At 40.8% G+C, this 15,362-nt stretch carries 20 protein-coding genes; 13 read left to right on the forward strand and 7 right to left on the reverse strand.

Annotated elements, in window-relative coordinates; genetic code table 11:
- Window position 1 precedes the first annotated feature (1 nt).
- Both EBQ12_RS13565 and EBQ12_RS13570 read right to left on the reverse strand, forming a co-directional pair.
- Window positions 2-796: a CgeB family protein gene (locus EBQ12_RS13565; RefSeq protein ID WP_234915756.1), complete on the reverse strand. Its 795-nt coding sequence runs from the start codon at window positions 794-796 to the stop codon at window positions 2-4.
- A gap of 183 nt (window positions 797-979) precedes the next feature.
- On the reverse strand, window positions 980-1,381 hold the full coding sequence (locus tag EBQ12_RS13570; protein WP_007500770.1) for a hypothetical protein: 402 nt from the start codon (window positions 1,379-1,381) through the stop codon (window positions 980-982).
- Window positions 1,382-1,588: 207 nt separating this feature from the next.
- Between EBQ12_RS13570 and cgeC the strand changes: the two genes are divergently transcribed.
- The 7 genes from cgeC to EBQ12_RS13605 all read left to right on the forward strand — a co-directional run bounded on the left by cgeC (window position 1,589) and on the right by EBQ12_RS13605 (window position 7,688).
- The gene (gene cgeC, locus EBQ12_RS13575; protein WP_007500768.1) at window positions 1,589-1,909 is read left to right on the forward strand and encodes a spore maturation protein CgeC; all 321 of its coding nucleotides are present in this window, start codon (window positions 1,589-1,591) and stop codon (window positions 1,907-1,909) included.
- An 18-nt stretch (window positions 1,910-1,927) separates the two neighbouring features.
- Window positions 1,928-3,223, forward strand: a complete 1,296-nt coding sequence (locus EBQ12_RS13580; RefSeq protein WP_017367460.1) for a glycosyltransferase family 2 protein — start codon at window positions 1,928-1,930, stop codon at window positions 3,221-3,223.
- 155 nt (window positions 3,224-3,378) lie between these two features.
- Complete coding sequence (locus EBQ12_RS13585; protein WP_008346432.1) at window positions 3,379-4,755, forward strand: sigma-54 interaction domain-containing protein; 1,377 nt, start codon at window positions 3,379-3,381, stop codon at window positions 4,753-4,755.
- 116 nt (window positions 4,756-4,871) lie between these two features.
- On the forward strand, window positions 4,872-6,272 hold the full coding sequence (gene kamA / locus EBQ12_RS13590) for a lysine 2,3-aminomutase (protein WP_056704357.1): 1,401 nt from the start codon (window positions 4,872-4,874) through the stop codon (window positions 6,270-6,272).
- A 2-nt stretch (window positions 6,273-6,274) separates the two neighbouring features.
- Entirely contained in the window at window positions 6,275-6,556 is a 282-nt protein-coding gene (locus EBQ12_RS13595) for a YokU family protein (protein ID WP_008346437.1), read from the forward strand.
- 79 nt (window positions 6,557-6,635) lie between these two features.
- Window positions 6,636-6,860 carry a YozE family protein gene (locus EBQ12_RS13600; RefSeq protein ID WP_003215834.1) on the forward strand — a complete coding sequence of 75 codons (225 nt, stop codon included), beginning with the start codon at window positions 6,636-6,638 and terminating at the stop codon, window positions 6,858-6,860.
- Between the two features lie 147 nt (window positions 6,861-7,007).
- Window positions 7,008-7,688 carry a hypothetical protein gene (locus EBQ12_RS13605; protein ID WP_125590358.1) on the forward strand — a complete coding sequence of 227 codons (681 nt, stop codon included), beginning with the start codon at window positions 7,008-7,010 and terminating at the stop codon, window positions 7,686-7,688.
- On the opposite strand, the gene EBQ12_RS19630 is transcribed toward EBQ12_RS13605, so the two are convergent.
- Entirely contained in the window at window positions 7,685-7,819 is a 135-nt protein-coding gene (locus tag EBQ12_RS19630; protein ID WP_017359686.1) for a hypothetical protein, read from the reverse strand. The genes EBQ12_RS13605 and EBQ12_RS19630 overlap by 4 nt on opposite strands.
- Window positions 7,820-7,938: 119 nt before the next feature.
- On the opposite strand from EBQ12_RS19630, the gene EBQ12_RS13610 reads away from it, so the two are divergent.
- From EBQ12_RS13610 to EBQ12_RS13630, 5 genes are all read left to right on the forward strand, one after another.
- Entirely contained in the window at window positions 7,939-8,109 is a 171-nt protein-coding gene (locus tag EBQ12_RS13610; protein ID WP_065460573.1) for a YozD family protein, read from the forward strand.
- Window positions 8,110-8,160: 51 nt separating this feature from the next.
- Window positions 8,161-8,769 (forward strand): phosphatase PAP2 family protein, encoded by a 609-nt coding sequence (locus tag EBQ12_RS13615; RefSeq protein WP_065460571.1) that lies wholly within the window; start codon window positions 8,161-8,163, stop codon window positions 8,767-8,769.
- A 54-nt stretch (window positions 8,770-8,823) separates the two neighbouring features.
- Window positions 8,824-9,141, forward strand: coding sequence for a YodL domain-containing protein (locus tag EBQ12_RS13620; RefSeq protein WP_050827305.1), 318 nt, complete (start codon window positions 8,824-8,826; stop codon window positions 9,139-9,141).
- Between the two features lie 110 nt (window positions 9,142-9,251).
- Window positions 9,252-9,947, forward strand: coding sequence for a purine-nucleoside phosphorylase (gene deoD / locus EBQ12_RS13625; protein ID WP_007500754.1), 696 nt, complete (start codon window positions 9,252-9,254; stop codon window positions 9,945-9,947).
- A 68-nt stretch (window positions 9,948-10,015) separates the two neighbouring features.
- Window positions 10,016-10,846: a M15 family metallopeptidase gene (locus tag EBQ12_RS13630; protein WP_017367458.1), complete on the forward strand. Its 831-nt coding sequence runs from the start codon at window positions 10,016-10,018 to the stop codon at window positions 10,844-10,846.
- Between the two features lie 49 nt (window positions 10,847-10,895).
- Here EBQ12_RS13630 and EBQ12_RS13635 read toward each other — a convergent pair whose 3' ends face one another.
- Entirely contained in the window at window positions 10,896-11,147 is a 252-nt protein-coding gene (locus EBQ12_RS13635; protein WP_008346452.1) for a hypothetical protein, read from the reverse strand.
- 92 nt (window positions 11,148-11,239) lie between these two features.
- On the reverse strand, window positions 11,240-11,938 hold the full coding sequence (locus tag EBQ12_RS13640) for a class I SAM-dependent methyltransferase (protein WP_125590359.1): 699 nt from the start codon (window positions 11,936-11,938) through the stop codon (window positions 11,240-11,242).
- A gap of 151 nt (window positions 11,939-12,089) precedes the next feature.
- On the opposite strand from EBQ12_RS13640, the gene EBQ12_RS13645 reads away from it, so the two are divergent.
- Window positions 12,090-13,475 carry a S41 family peptidase gene (locus EBQ12_RS13645; protein WP_125590361.1) on the forward strand — a complete coding sequence of 462 codons (1,386 nt, stop codon included), beginning with the start codon at window positions 12,090-12,092 and terminating at the stop codon, window positions 13,473-13,475.
- Between the two features lie 38 nt (window positions 13,476-13,513).
- Here EBQ12_RS13645 and EBQ12_RS13650 read toward each other — a convergent pair whose 3' ends face one another.
- Together EBQ12_RS13650 and EBQ12_RS13655 are read right to left on the reverse strand one after the other, a co-directional pair.
- Window positions 13,514-15,007, reverse strand: coding sequence for a sodium:solute symporter family protein (locus EBQ12_RS13650; RefSeq protein WP_079919118.1), 1,494 nt, complete (start codon window positions 15,005-15,007; stop codon window positions 13,514-13,516).
- Window positions 14,992-15,210, reverse strand: coding sequence for a DUF3311 domain-containing protein (locus tag EBQ12_RS13655; protein WP_017359680.1), 219 nt, complete (start codon window positions 15,208-15,210; stop codon window positions 14,992-14,994). The genes EBQ12_RS13650 and EBQ12_RS13655 overlap by 16 nt, the downstream gene beginning before the upstream one ends.
- Window positions 15,211-15,362 lie beyond the last annotated feature (152 nt).

Below are 15,362 nucleotides of genomic sequence, written 5' to 3' on the forward strand. Positions count from 1 at the left end.
GTCATAGGGCGCTTTTGACTATTTCATAAAGTCTGTAAGGCAGCGTATCAAATGTGTTCCAGCGAATGACTTGCTCGTAATTGTTCTCTGCAACCGATTGTCTTTGTTGAGGGTTTTTTACATAGTGCTCGACCTGCTTAATCAAATCGTTTTCATGTGTGTAAAAAGCGAAGCTTGAAAATGCCTGTGACGGTTGTAGATCTGTCAACTGAAAGCCTCCGCTTGCAGCGATATCAAATGCTCTGTTGTTAAGACTCATATTTTGAACATTGGCTTTGTTTTGATTATAGGCAAATTGCGCGGGCCTGTGCGGATTCAGAACAATGGCTGATGTTTGATAGATGTCTGCCATCTGCTCGGGACTCAGCCAGTGGGTCATCAGTGAGAGATCACGATATCGTCTGCGTGATTTATTCAACACGCGATGCCACTCTTTTCCTGCTACGAGAATGCGCCATTTGTTTTGATGTAAGAGTGTATTGATGGCTTTGATGCGGTTTGGATAAGGGTAGCCAATGAGTGCAATGTCATAAATGCACGACTCATGTGGTGATTCTTTTTTCTGAAATACGTGTGTATTGGTTGGAATGGGAAAGTAGTGCGTGTGATCAGCGCCCATTTGTTTGTAAAATGACAAAGCACCTTCGTCAATCGTTAAGATCAGCTGTGCATCACTTACGCATGCAGCTGACACATCTATATAAAAAGGGTCTTCTGTCATCCACAGTACAACGGGGATCTTTTCTTGTTTGAATTGATGAAGCAGTTCTGTTGGAATATGGTCACCGATCATCATGAAAACAAAATCCGGAGAAAATGTCCGGATTTTGTGCATATGAGCGGGTAGAGTTTCCCTTTCCACCTTGATGCATGAAAAGGGGGAATCAATGAAGCTATCTTCTATCCATTGATCGAACATCCGATAGATTCCACCGTAGCCAGAGCTGATATAAAGAAGCTTCATGATGGCCCTCTCACATTAAGATGTGAACGTAACACTTTCTACTTTATCTACATCTAATAGAGTCGTTGCAGAGCCTGTAGGTGTCACAGAGCTTTCTTGTGTGACGAAAACAACACCTGTTGAAGCATCGAATGATACGAATTGAACGGGTCCGATTAAGTCACCTGAGTCCATGACAATGCTAATGACTGTTCCAGGTGCAAGTCTTGCAAAAATCCATCTTGCTGGTTGAGATACGTCGAGTGTTGTAGCAGAATCTGAAGGTGATGCTTCAGCTGCTACCTCACTAAATAAATCGTTCAATTTTTCTTCCACTTGAACTCCTCCTTCTTCGAGATTAACTGTTAACGCATGACTAAGCGGTTTGAAAAACAGCTTTAACAGCTCTTTTTTTAATTCGGCACGCTTTTCGCTCATGTTTTCCCCATCCTTTCTTCATCCATTCAAACACACCACTATGTATATGCCGTTCTCTTTTTTTGGTATAAGCAGAATGCTCATTCCTTGTTCTTTTTTCATTTAATGACTTCACACATTTTTGAAAAATGTTTTCAAATGCTGATGCTAAATGAAGTGATCCTCATACTCTAGTAAAGATCAAACGAGAAGAAAGAGGGAATCTGAATGGAATTTGAACAACTATTAAATGGCTGGAACGAAGAATTACTAGAAACAGAAGGAATACTTGAAGTTGTGTTGATTATACTTCTTCTTCATCTTTTAGAAGAAAGTGAGGAAGGGAGTGCGTCAGAGATTAAAGAATTGCTACGCCCATGGCTTGAGCTCGGCATTCCGCTGCCGCGTGTTCATTTAGTCAATGGAGATGTGCTGCAAAACGTGGTTGTCGTACAATTGTTTGACTCAGTAGCAGTCTTTAAAAATGCGACAAATCAGCTAAGAGTAAGTGTTCCTTATGTGAACATTGTCAGCTGGGGGGCTTTTTAATCTATTTAAAAAAGGATAATGGTCATGAAAGTATCAGTGATATTAACAAGCTACAACAAACCTGATTTCATTGAACGTGTGCTAAAGAGTGTGGTAGAACAAACGTATCAGCATTGGGAGCTTTTGATCATGGATGATGGCTCTGAACAAGAAACGATCCAAAAGATGCAGCCTTATTTAGTGGATAAGCGCATTCAATTGTATTCTCATCAAATTCATCCTGCAAACCGGCTGAAGACTGTACGTTATGCAACGCTAATTAATGAAGCATTAACACGTATAACAGGTGAGCTGGTTTGTTATGTAACTGATGATACAGTCTACAGAAAAGATCGTTTAGAGAAAATGGTCGAGGTTTTTCAATCGAAGCCTCACATAGATATCGTCTATTCCTCGCAACGTGTCGTGCATGTGAATCAGCATTTGGTGGAAACGGCGAGCTTCGTTCGAGAAGCAGATCAAGTGTTGGAGCATGCATCCTTTCAAGTCGACCATTGCTCTGTTATGCATAGAAGCCGGCTGCTTTCGTTTATTCATGAAAAATACGGACAATACTGGGCCGACGAACCAAAACATTGGCATCATGCTGACTCTGTGTTTTGGATGAGACTGAATCATTTTGCTGCGTTCTTTCCATTACAAGAAGTACTAGATACCACATATAAAACGCCACAATCATTCCATCATATGTTTTCGAGTATGCCCTACGATTTAATTGACGGAACTGTGATTGAAAGAGATGGCGATTATTATCAAATCGCTCACGGATGTCTTCATCAAATTGACAAGCGCTGGGTGAATGAAAAGAACAGGCGTGCGATTCGTGTTCCTTCCTTATGTACGATGAAATATGAAATGAACGAGCCGCTGACAGTCCCAAATTATACAGTCGTCACCGCAGATAACGGCAGAACATTTTATTATATTGAACATCAAACAAAAAGACGGTTTGCTTCAAAACGTGATGTGCAATATTTTCAGTTTCACCAAAAGGAGATATACACGGTCACAAAACACCAGCTGGAGACGTTTAAGGATGGCAAGATCATTCAATTATCTCCTATATTCAGCCCGCCAAATAGACGGCTGTTTAAATGGAAACAAGATGTCTATTTATTTGTGCATGATACCTTTTGCCGAATTGTCCCTGAGGTAGTGAAAATATTTGCGTTTTACCATCAGCCAATCAAACTACAACCTTCTCAATTTGCATTTTTTCAAGAAGGAAAGCCAATTGTGCCGCTGTATATGGAGTCACTTCAGGAATTTGACTTGTCTCTTTATCAGATGTCAGGACGAAAGCACTCCTCCTAAGAGGGGTGCTTTTTTTCGAATTGACGAAAAAAGCAGGAGATCGACAGGAAAAAGCGAAACGTGAAAAGGATAGGGGAACACGTTGAACATCATCAAGCCGCTGAAAATTGGGCAATACGTGCCAGATTTTCGGCATAGAAAGTGAGGGGGAAATAGTGGGGAAGGTTGTCGAAAGAGCGGATTGGTTTGAATTAATTTTAGAAGCCATCGATGAAGCGATTCACGTTGTAGACGATCAAGGGGTTACCATCTTTTATAATCATAATGCAGCGAAGTTCGACTGTTTAGCGAAAGAAGAGGTGATTGGCAAGTACATACTGGATGTGTATCCTTCATTAACTGAAAAGACAAGTACACTCATGCATGTACTTAGAACAGGAAAACCCATTTATCATTCGTTGCAAACCTATTTGAATAAAAATGGAGAAAAAATTGAGACCGTCAACACCACACTGCCGATTATAGAAGGCAGCAAGTTAATTGGGGCGGTAGAAGTAGCGAAGGATGTGTCGAAGCTGTCGGCGCTTTCGAATCGTTTAGATCAAAAAAAACGAACGGATGGTGCCGCGGAGACCACTCAAATGCTCGATTTTTCTTCATTTTTAACAAATGACCCACAATTAAAAGAGATGCTGGAGAAAGCGAAAAAAGCTGCTGCATATCCTTCATCGGTTATGGTCTTCGGGGAAACTGGGACAGGAAAAGAGGTACTCGTACAAGCGATTGTTCATGCATCTGATCGGAAAGATCAAGTCTTTATCCCGCAAAACTGTGCTGCTCTTCCAGAATCGCTGCTTGAAAGTCTTTTATTCGGGTCTGTCAAAGGAAGTTATACGGGCGCAATAGATCGCAAGGGGCTGTTTGAATTAGCAGATGGTGGTACGCTTTTTCTTGATGAGCTGCAAGCGATGCCGCTTACGCTTCAAACAAAATTACTGCGTGTGTTAGAGGATGGTGTTGTCCGCCGGATAGGTGATGCAAAGGCGGTTCAAGTAAATGTCAGAGTGATTACTGCCCTCAATATCGACCCATTTGAAGCCGTTAAAAAACAAATGTTAAGAGAAGACTTATTTTATAGACTGCATGTGTCATCATTTCATATCCCGCCGCTTCGCACAAGGAAGCATGATATCCAGCTGTTATCCAGCCACTTTATTCAAACGTATCATCAGCAATTTTCAAAAAACGTCAACCGCCTTTCTGAAGAAACTGTCCAAGTATTTATGGCCCATCAGTGGCCAGGGAATGTGAGAGAATTAAAACATACGATCGAGCATGCCGTCTTGATGATGCCAAAGGAAGCAGAAGAAATCACCACAGCATATCTCCCTGTCCATTTGCGGACGCATCAGATAGAAAGTCATCCGCCAGAGTCCTCATTAAAAAGTCAAGTGACGTCATTTGAACAAACGCTGATTCAAGAAGCTTTAAGACAGCACGCAGGGAATATTAAGCAAACGGCAGCCGCTTTAAAAATTCCTCGACAAACATTGCAGTATAAGCTAAAAAAATATACAGATGCCGAAAAGTAGGCACTTCAAACAGGTGAATGTGACGGAAAAGCTCCTTTTCTAAAGAATAGGGGCATTTTCCCATGTTGGCACATAACTTGCATAGTATAAAGTGAATGCTGATAGGGGGAATGGATATGAATCAAAAACTGTATCAACCTGCGCGACATTGGAAGGACATTGAACTTTGGAAGGACGTACCCGAGGAAAAGTGGAACGACTGGATTTGGCAGCTGACGCATACGGTCAAAACGCTTGAAGATTTAGAAAAAGTCGTGAACTTAACAGAAGAGGAAAAAGAAGGGGTGAAGATTTCCACGAAAACCATTCCACTCAACATAACACCCTACTATGCCTCACTGATGAATCCAGACGATCCAAGATGCCCAATCCGTATGCAGTCTGTACCGATTGCAGAAGAGCTTCATAAAACAAAATATGACCTCGAAGATCCGCTCCATGAAGATGAGGATTCACCTGTTCCAGGTTTAACGCACCGTTACCCAGATCGTGTGCTGTTTCTTGTCACAAATCAGTGCTCCATGTACTGCCGCTATTGTACGAGAAGACGTTTTTCCGGTCAGATCGGGATGGGCGTGCCGAAAAAGCAATTAGATGCCGCCATTGGATATATTAGAGAAACCCCTGAAGTGCGGGATGTGTTAATTTCAGGCGGTGACGGGCTGTTAATTAATGATCAAGTGCTTGAATACATTTTGAAAAACTTACGAGACATTCCTCACGTTGAAATCATTCGAATTGGAACACGTGCACCGGTCGTGTTTCCGCAGCGAATTACAGATGAATTGTGTGAGATTTTAAAAAAATATCATCCAGTTTGGCTGAACACTCACTTTAATACAAGCATTGAAATCACAAAAGAAGCGAAAGAAGCGTGTGAGCGCCTTGTCAATGCTGGCGTCCCTGTTGGCAATCAGGCGGTGATCCTAGCAGGAATTAACGACAGTGTGCCAATTATGAAGAAGCTGATGCATGATCTCGTCATGATTCGCGTCAGACCTTATTATATTTATCAATGTGATTTATCTGAGGGGATCGGCCACTTTAGAACACCGGTTTCAAAAGGCCTTGAAATCATTGAAGGCTTAAGAGGACATACGAGTGGTTATGCCGTGCCAAGCTTTGTTGTAGATGCACCAGGCGGAGGGGGGAAGATCGCCTTACAGCCAAATTATTTATTATCTCAAAGCCCAGAGAAAGTGGTCCTGCGTAACTTTGAAGGTGTGATCACCTCTTATCCGGAGCCAGAACATTACGTCGCCGGCCAAGCGGATGCGTATTTTAATGAAATCTACGAAGAAAAGAAAGAACCGGCCATTGGCGTGACAGCTCTATTTGAGGATGAAGCAAAATCCTTTACGCCTGAAAATTTAAGCCGAATGAAACGAAGAGAGTCTTATGAAACGAATCCTGAACATGATACGCTCAAAAACAAACGTGAAAAACGAGATGAATTAAAAGAAAAGAAATATCAAGCCCAGCTCAAAAAAGAACAAACCGTAAAGGAGGAGAAATAACGTTGCTGACATGTGATTGGTGTGAGGAGAAGAAAGCGAACGCAGGACAGACCACAGTCTATTGGGAACTCATCACGGGCACACAATCGATTGAGATTTTGGAAACGCCTTCGATTTCTTGCACGCATTGCGGGATGACGTATCAGAAGGATGAGACAGTAAAAGAGATAGAAGATCAATTAATTTTAGTCGATCAAACAAAACTTCCAGAAAAAATCTTATATGAAGAATTAATGAGCATGGAGCGGTTATTAAAGCGTAATTACTTTGATTTTTCTTCATAAGTTGTACCTCCGCCTATACAAGTCATCAAATTCCTGTATAATATAACAACAAAATAGAGTGTCGCGGAGGGAAAAACAGGTGAAGTCGTTTTACCATTATTTAATGAAGTACAGACATCCAAAACCGAAGGATGAAATCAGTCATTTTGCAAATGCTGCTTATGAAGATCACAGCTTTCCTAAAGCATCCACTGATTATCATGAGCTATGTGCCTATTTAGAGTTAAATGGGGACTATTTAAGCTCCATGACGACATTTGACGAGGCTTTTGAGCAATACGAAGTAGAAGTCAAAAAAAAATAACACACACAACCGCTTGTTCCGTATGGAAGAAGCGGTTTTTTCATGAAGAAATAAAATGGCGTTTTGCATGGTGTGGTTGCCCATGCAGAATTCCTTGCGCCGGCATACGATACGTTAAGACCAAAAGTCGGGCAAGGGGGAGACAGAATGAAGGCGAAAGCACCAAAATATAAAGTAGGGGATATTGTCGTCGTTGTCATGTACGGCACAGTTGGAACGATAACAAAAGTCCATCAAATTGACCAACATTATCTATATGAGGTCAATCATAATGAGGTGCTTTATTTTGAAACATCACTCCAGCTTTACGATGAATACGACGGGGTGATTGTAGATACAGAAAAGCTGGACATTGAATATGAGTTCCTCATTGGCGATGTTGTATATGTAAAGGATTACGGGAAAGAGCTATTTAAAATCATTGGCCATCGGACTGAGATATGGCGCTACCTTGAAGATGGCTGGGAAGATGTCATTTATGAACTGACAAGGTTAAAAGACGGAGAATGGCTGGAAACAGAAGAAGAAGACTTGACGCTTGTCCTAAGAAAATATGAGATGGATCAGTTTGTTCATCAGCTTCTTTTTGTGCATTACGTTGGAGAAACCTCAAAAGAAATAGAGGAAGATATGGTGCAAACCGCTCTATTACAGTTAGAAGAGAAACAAGAAAGCGAAGCATCACTAGAATTTCTCGCTGTATCTATAGTGGATGAGCTTCTTGATATTTACAATGATTATAAAATTCTCTATGAATTTTTCAATGATCCAGAATATAAGGATATGATGGACTTTATTTTGGAAAGTTTAAACGAGCATTTTGGTTAAAAGAAGACTTGTCCTAACACGAATAAAAAGTAAGGAACACAGAAAAAAGCAATCACATAAAACCATCCCCTCAAGATACGGCCCATCACCTGATCAAAAGTATGACCATCTAATATGCTTAACCATTTCATTGCCTCATGCCCCTTTTCTTTTCGTTTACTGCATTTATATGTATGGAATGAGCCATTATGACAAATTGTAATAAAAATAAGGCGACGTTCATACATCATAAAAAAGGAGGCGGAAAGCAATGAAAGAAGCAGATTTGGTGATTGATACAGAGGAAATTGCAGAATTCTTCTACATGGAGCTGGTCAAAAGAGGGTACATACCATCTGAGCTGGAAACGTTTGAGCTTGCCGATATTACATTTGAATATATGCTGAGGAAAGCAATGATAGTTGAAGAAGAGGCACGGTAGGCACTATACTTTGAAGAGATTCTGAGTAGAAAGGGAGGGGAATTGTTTCGCGTGTATGTGATCATTTTTTTCCTTTTGTTTGGCGCCATCGCTGCGCTTATGGTATCTGGTAAGTTTCAGGAATTGGACAACCAGATCATCTTATCGTTTGAGAACATTAGACTTCCTTTTTTAAATGATGTCATGCTGACTTTGACTGACTTTGGTATCAGTGCGCTGCTTGTCCCAATCATGCTCATCTTTAGCGTGATGCTGTTTATGTATAAACGCTACCACTCTATTATGCTGCTTTTTCTACTATATATAGCAGAAAAAACGGTCAATCATGAACTGAAAGGACTGTTTGCTAGAGAGCGTCCGGCCTTTGATCATCTAGTGAATGAGACCTATTACAGCTTTCCGAGCGGACATTCTATGAATGCAGCAACGATCTATCCATTTATCGCCTATCTATTCATTGAAATGATTCCGTGGCTGAAAAAGAGACAAAAAGCAGTCTATATGGTGACAGGATGTTGTGTGCTGATGATCGGCATCAGCAGGATGTATATCGGTGTTCATTATGTCACTGATGTAGCAGGAGGCTTTGCGATAGGACTAGCTTTATTTCTCATATGTAAAAAGATTGACGAAAAATTGTCCGTCATTCGACAAAAATAGAAGAAGGAAATTCATAGATCCCAGCCAATTTTATATAAAAGGGGAGGGATTTGAATGCAATTGACGTTGAGATTTTTTCAAAAGAAACCTTCAGCTTATCACTTAACCATCTACCAAACACCTGAATATGGTGCTGCAAGCGGACATCAGCCTGTGTACCGGACAAAGATTGGCGGCAGGACACACCATGATGTACTGGAAAAAGCATTCTCGACATTTAATGTACAAGATACAGTCCCTAATGATTACAATGCACGGTTTATCACAACAGGGGATATCGTTGTGATCGATGACCAGAAAAAAGGGAAGTGCTACTACCAGCTCTTTCCGGCAGGATGGAAACGCAGTGAACGCCTAATGACGATGAGTTAAATATAAACGACGATGCCAGCTTTACTTTCAGCTGGTATTTTCTTTTTTGATCTCAATCGTTTATAATAAATGGGACTAAACACATGTTAAACGTAAGTGGAGGCTAAAAAATGAGTGTACATATTGGAGCAGAAAAAGGACAAATTGCAGAAACGGTATTGCTTCCAGGCGATCCGCTTCGTGCGAAATATATTGCAGATACATATTTAGAAGATGTAGTGTGCTATAACGAAGTGCGCGGCATGTATGGTTATACTGGAACATATAAAGGAAAACGCATTTCTGTACAAGGTACTGGAATGGGCGTACCGTCTATTTCGATCTATGTGAATGAGCTGATCCAAAGCTATGATGTTCAAAACTTAATCCGTGTTGGTTCTTGCGGAGCGATCAAAAAAGATGTCAATGTACGTGACGTCATCTTAGCTCAAACATCATCAACAGATTCTCAAATGAACCGTGTGGCATTTGGACCGATTGATTACGCACCATGTGCTGATTTTGGTTTACTGAAAAAAGCCTACGACACAGCAGAAGCGAAAAATGTAGCTGTGCGTGTTGGGAATGTATTTACAGCAGACCAGTTTTATAATGAAAAACCACTTGAGCTGATGGACCAATATGGAATTCTAGCGATCGAAATGGAGACAACGGCTCTTTATACGCTTGCTGCAAAATTTGGCAGAAAAGCGTTGTCGATTCTGACAGTGAGCGATCATGTGCTAACAGGAGAAGAAACAACTGCTGAAGAGCGTCAAACGACATTTGACGAAATGATCTTAATTGCACTAGATTCTGTTTTATAATAGTATAAAGGGTGTGCTACGATGTAGCGCATCTTTATTTTTTTAGTAGAGCAAAAGGAAGGTATGTCATGAAGAAAAGCTATAAAATACTCTCAATCGCATCGATTCTTGGTTTGACGGCCGCATTATCAGGCTGCCAGTTGCTGGATCAGAAAAGCGGTACCACTGAATCTAACAAAACAAACGAACAAAAGAACGCAGCAAGTTCATCACCCCAGCAAAACTCAAACGATACGGCAGATTCATCTAATCAAGAGCTGACGTTAAAGAGTGAATATTTCAATGACATCAAGGTAGTGAGCGGACTGAAGACCATTCAAAACCCTGAAAATGTGCTTGCTTTAGTGAACAAAGAATATGCACTGCCAGGAACCTATAAACCTTCTGATCTCGTTGTACCAAAAGTGGAATTCTCTTTTTCAGAGGATATTGAAAAACGATATATTCGAAAAGAAGCAGCGGAGGCACTTGCAAAGTTATTCAAAGGTGCTAAAAAGGAAAACTTTGAGCTTGCTGCAGTATCTGGCTATCGTTCCTATGATCGTCAAAAAGTCATTTTTGATAGTGAAGTGAAACTAAAAGGGAAAGAAAAAGCCCAAGAAGCCGTAGCCTTACCAGGCGAAAGTGAGCATCAAACAGGTCTTGCCATGGATATTTCCTCAAAAAGTGCCGGCTTTGAAATCTCTGAAAAATTTGGTGAAACACCTGATGGTAAATGGGTAGCCAAAAACGCTTATAAATATGGCTTTATCATCCGTTATCCAAAAGGGAAAGAAGACATCACGAAATATGAATATGAGCCGTGGCACTTGCGCTATGTAGGGAAAGAAGCTGCAAAAGCGATGCATGATCATGATTTAACTTTCGAAGAGTATATGAATAAAGTGAAGAAAATATAAACAAATAAAAGGCTTCCCGAAGCTGGGAGGCCTTCTTTTATACGCCGTTTTAAAAAAAGAACAAACCTGCTAAAGCGAAGCCGGTAATAAAACCGAGACCGATGCCATAAGCTGCACCCCAGCCATAATAACCTCCGTAATATCCATAACCAAAGCCCCCACGGGACCCGCCGACTGGCCGGATATAAACTTTGCGGTTTGACACCCGCTCAATACGTCCAACATGTACTCTGCCATTTCGATCAGTAATTCTAGCTACTTTCCCCATATGCTGCTGACAAAGTTTATAGTAGCGCTCCATGTTTTTCCTCCTTATGACAAACTCTTTTCACTCTTATCCTATGCGAAAGACTTCATAGAGTTTGGACAAAACATATAGGAGATTCGCTCATTTTATACTGTACATTCAAATACAAGGTGACTCAGATGTTCTCGGTGTGTTTGAATCAGGTCATAGTGTGTCTGTAATGTATCATAATGAGAAGATGGTATTTGATCTGATAATTCCATTTCGGTCGGCTCTTCCTGCACCATGTGTTCATCAAATGAGAGAATCTGAATGTCACGGAATCCTGCGGACGCTAACTGTTTTTTCCATTCAGGAAATGAAAAGAGGGAGTGAAACCCATAAAACTCCCGAATGGTTGCCTGTTCTTTTGAGGGGAGCGGCACTTTTAACACAGCCTCATTTGCGATCAATTGCTTTCCAGGAGCAAGCACCCGTTTGATCTCAGCAAGCGCAGCAGGTAAATGGGTGAAACTTAAAACAGATTCACTGATCAGTAGAGAGAACGAGTCATCTGAAAATGGCAGGTGTTCGATCGATGCTTGCTGTGCACGGAAAGGTAGTTGTTCCCGCTCGAATCGCAGATTGGCTTTTTCAATCATCAAAGGGTGTGTATCAATCGCCTCTACTTCATAACCTAAATGTCCTAGATAGGCGGCTGTTTGTCCTGTGCCGCATCCAACATCCAGTATACGATCGTCAGACGCCAAGTGAAGATGCTCAATCATCGTTTTTGTTAGCTCAATTCCGCCAGGATGGGCACCTGATACACCAAAATAGGCAAGCATTTCTACATAGTCACTCATGGAATCCCTTCTTTCTTTATCATGTTTCTCTCTAAAGATTATGCATTGCAAGGCTAAATGGCTTATCTTTTCAAATAGAAGTTTGATCCTTTGGTTGACGGATGAAGAATCGTCCTTGATAATAATGAAAGGAGATAAAGGTGGTGTTTTTTTGAAAAAACAATTCAAGTTCGTGATAGCCATTCTGGTGACAGCAGCGCTTTCCTCAGCGATTACATTTGTGATCACAAAACAAGGTGCTGTCAGCGTTTCAGGAGATGAGAAGTTTAGTAAACTCATGGCTGCATATACGAAGGTAAAAAACGAGTATTACGAAAAAACGGATGATCAAAAACTAGTAGACGGTGCGATTCAAGGAATGATTGCATCACTTGATGATCCATACTCTACATATATGGATCAGGAGGAAGCTGAAGGGTTTAACAACACCATTTCATCTTCATTTGAAGGAATTGGTGCACAAGTAGAAGAGAAGGATGGACAAATTTTAATTGTCGCACCGATTAAAGGCTCTCCTGCTGAAAAAGCTGGGTTGAAACCTCATGATCGTATTTTAAAAGTGGGTAGTAAAAGTACAAAAGGTATGTCAGTGAATAAAGCCGTTTCTCTTATCAGAGGGAAAAAAGGAACGGATGTCAAACTGCATTTGAACCGACAAGGTGTTGGAAATGTGGATGTCACGATCACAAGAGATACGATTCCACTTGAAACGGTGTATGCAAAACTAACAAAAGATAAAATAGGCGAAATCCAAATCACGTCTTTTGCTGAAACCACGTCTAAAGAGTTAGATAAAGCGATTGATGACCTCGAGAAAAAAGGGGCAAAAGGTTTTGTCATTGATCTGAGAGATAATCCAGGCGGCATTATGACAGAAGCAATTGAAATGAGCAATGACTTTATCGATAAAGGAAAAGTCATTATGCAGGTTGAGGAAAAAGGAAAGAAACAAGTGTACAAAGCGGAAAAAGAACGCAAAGTTCATCAGCCGACAGTTGTTCTTGTAAACGGTGGTTCAGCGAGTGCTGCTGAAATCATGGCGGCAGCTCTGCACCAATCCTCTAGCATTCAACTTGTTGGAGAAAAGACATTTGGTAAAGGGACTGTTCAAAATGCGCAAAGCTACAATGATGGTTCTAGTGTGAAATTAACCATTGCCAAGTGGTTGACACCAGACGGGTCTTGGATTCACAAAAAAGGAATTGAGCCACAGGTGAAAGCATCTCTGCCGAGTTATGCGAAGCTGCCATACTTAAGTCCGAAAAAGACGTATCAACTGAATGATGATGGAGATGAAGTCAAAGCGGCTCAAAAAATGTTCCAAGCGCTTGGCTACAAAGCAAAAGCCAATGGAGAATATGATCAAGCATTCCAGTCGGTCGTGAAAAGTTTCCAATCAGATCACGATCTGAAGGCTGATGGTATTCTGACAGGGGACACAACGACGGTACTGATGACAAACATCCAAGATAAGCTCAAGAAAAATGATACGCAAATGAAAAAAGCCATTGAAGTGTTGAAAAAAGAAATGAAATAGAAAAAGCAGTCCTCATCAGGGGACTGCTTTTTTTGTGCTTACGCTTTGTTAGCAACAGGTTTCGTTGTTTTACTATTCTTTTCAAACAAATCACTTGTCACAGAATTAGAAGTGAGATTCTTCTGGAAGAATGGATTCAATATCAAGATGACCAAAACGTTTGCTAGTAAACCGAGAAAGCCTTCATAAAGGCCGAATGTCATTTGTGTAATATTCGCTGTAAAGGTAACGATAATTCCTACGATGAGCCCTGCGATAGTTGCTTCTCTTGATTGTTTTTTCCAGAACAAGCTGATCGCAATGGCAGGGAAGATTTGAACCATTCCTGAAACACCAATGAGCTGAAGCGTTACAAGTGCTGTTGGGAAGAGCATTCCGAATAGTAGAGCCAGCCCAATGACGATAAATACCATTGAACGAGTGATCATGGTCAATCTTTTAGGTGACACATTTGGATGGATTAAATCACGGTACAAATTATTGGCAAATAAATTCGATGCCCCAATGGCCATGATCGAACATGGAATGAGAGAAGCAAGTGCAATCGTTGAATACGCAAGCCCCTGCATCACGCCGCCATATGACGTCTGAATTAAATGGAGAAGAGCAAATCTTGGATTTGTATCTTCCGGTAAGACTAAAAAGGCAATGAAGCCAAGGAAGATGACCAAAATCAATACAATGTTGTAAAGAGGTAAAAACATACTGTTTTTACGGATGGCATCTGCGCTTTTGGCTGTGAAAACGCCAGTTGCTGCATGTGCCCACATAAATAATGCGAGTGCAGAAACACCTGATGCGGTAATAAACCACAAAATGCCTTTAGGCCCGCCTTCAGGAATCGTCAGAAGCTGTGGGGCTTCCTTAGCTAACGTATTCATCATTGGTGTCCAGCCGTTAAAATGAATAATCGGGAGGGAAACGACCATAAAGAGCATGATCACCCAAACAAGAATATCTTTAATAATGGCTGTATATGTAGGACCTTTAATACCACTGAAAAATGTATAAAGTGCAACTAAAATAAATGAAATGATAACAACTGCATTCACATTAATATAACTCGTTCCAGCGACAGTTAACGTATCTTGAATCCCGCTTAACTGAAGACAAATGTATGGAATGAGCATGAGTACACCAACAATGGCAATCAAACTAGATAACAGTTTACTGTCAAATCGCTCACGTGCATAATCAGCAAGTGTTGTCAGCTTGTGATTTTTTGCAACCGTCCAAAGTTTTGGTAAGAAGAAATACGCAATAAAATAAGCAAGAACTGAATAGGGGATAGCGAAAAAAGCAACACTTCCCGCTGTATAAGCTGTACTTGTGAGCCCTAAAAAGGTATAAGCAGTATATAAGTCTGCTCCAACAAGGAACCAGACGAGAAGCCCGCCAAATTTTCTCCCGCCAACAGACCATTCTTCGACTGACTGTCTTGATGATTTATCACGACCAGCGGCAAAACCGATGACCACGACGATGAAAATGATACTTGCAGTAATCAATAAAGCTGTTAAGTTTCCTTGCATTCGTCAGTTCCTCCATTTGAATGTTGCATCCTGTAAATGATAAATGTGCAAACGGGTGTGAGTACAATCCATAGTAAGAGCCAGAAGTGGAAAAAAGGCAGCCCGATAACAAATGGATGAATACGATTCACAAAGGGGAGCAGTGCAAGCTGTCCAATGAATGGAATCGCGATGAGTAGCGCCAGTATCAGTTTTTTGTTCATGTTTTCCTCCTCTAATATTTTGTAATTTCATAATAATAGCAGTTGTCAGATTAGATCACAAGACCATTTTCAGAAAAAACAATCATTTTTATGAATATCATACTAATATAACGCTTTCATTTTTAAAAAGAGGTAAATAGTGAAGAATGAGA

The sequence above is a fragment of the Bacillus sp. 2B09 genome, from assembly GCF_003946835.1.
GTDB lineage: Bacteria > Bacillota > Bacilli > Bacillales > Bacillaceae > Bacillus > Bacillus altitudinis.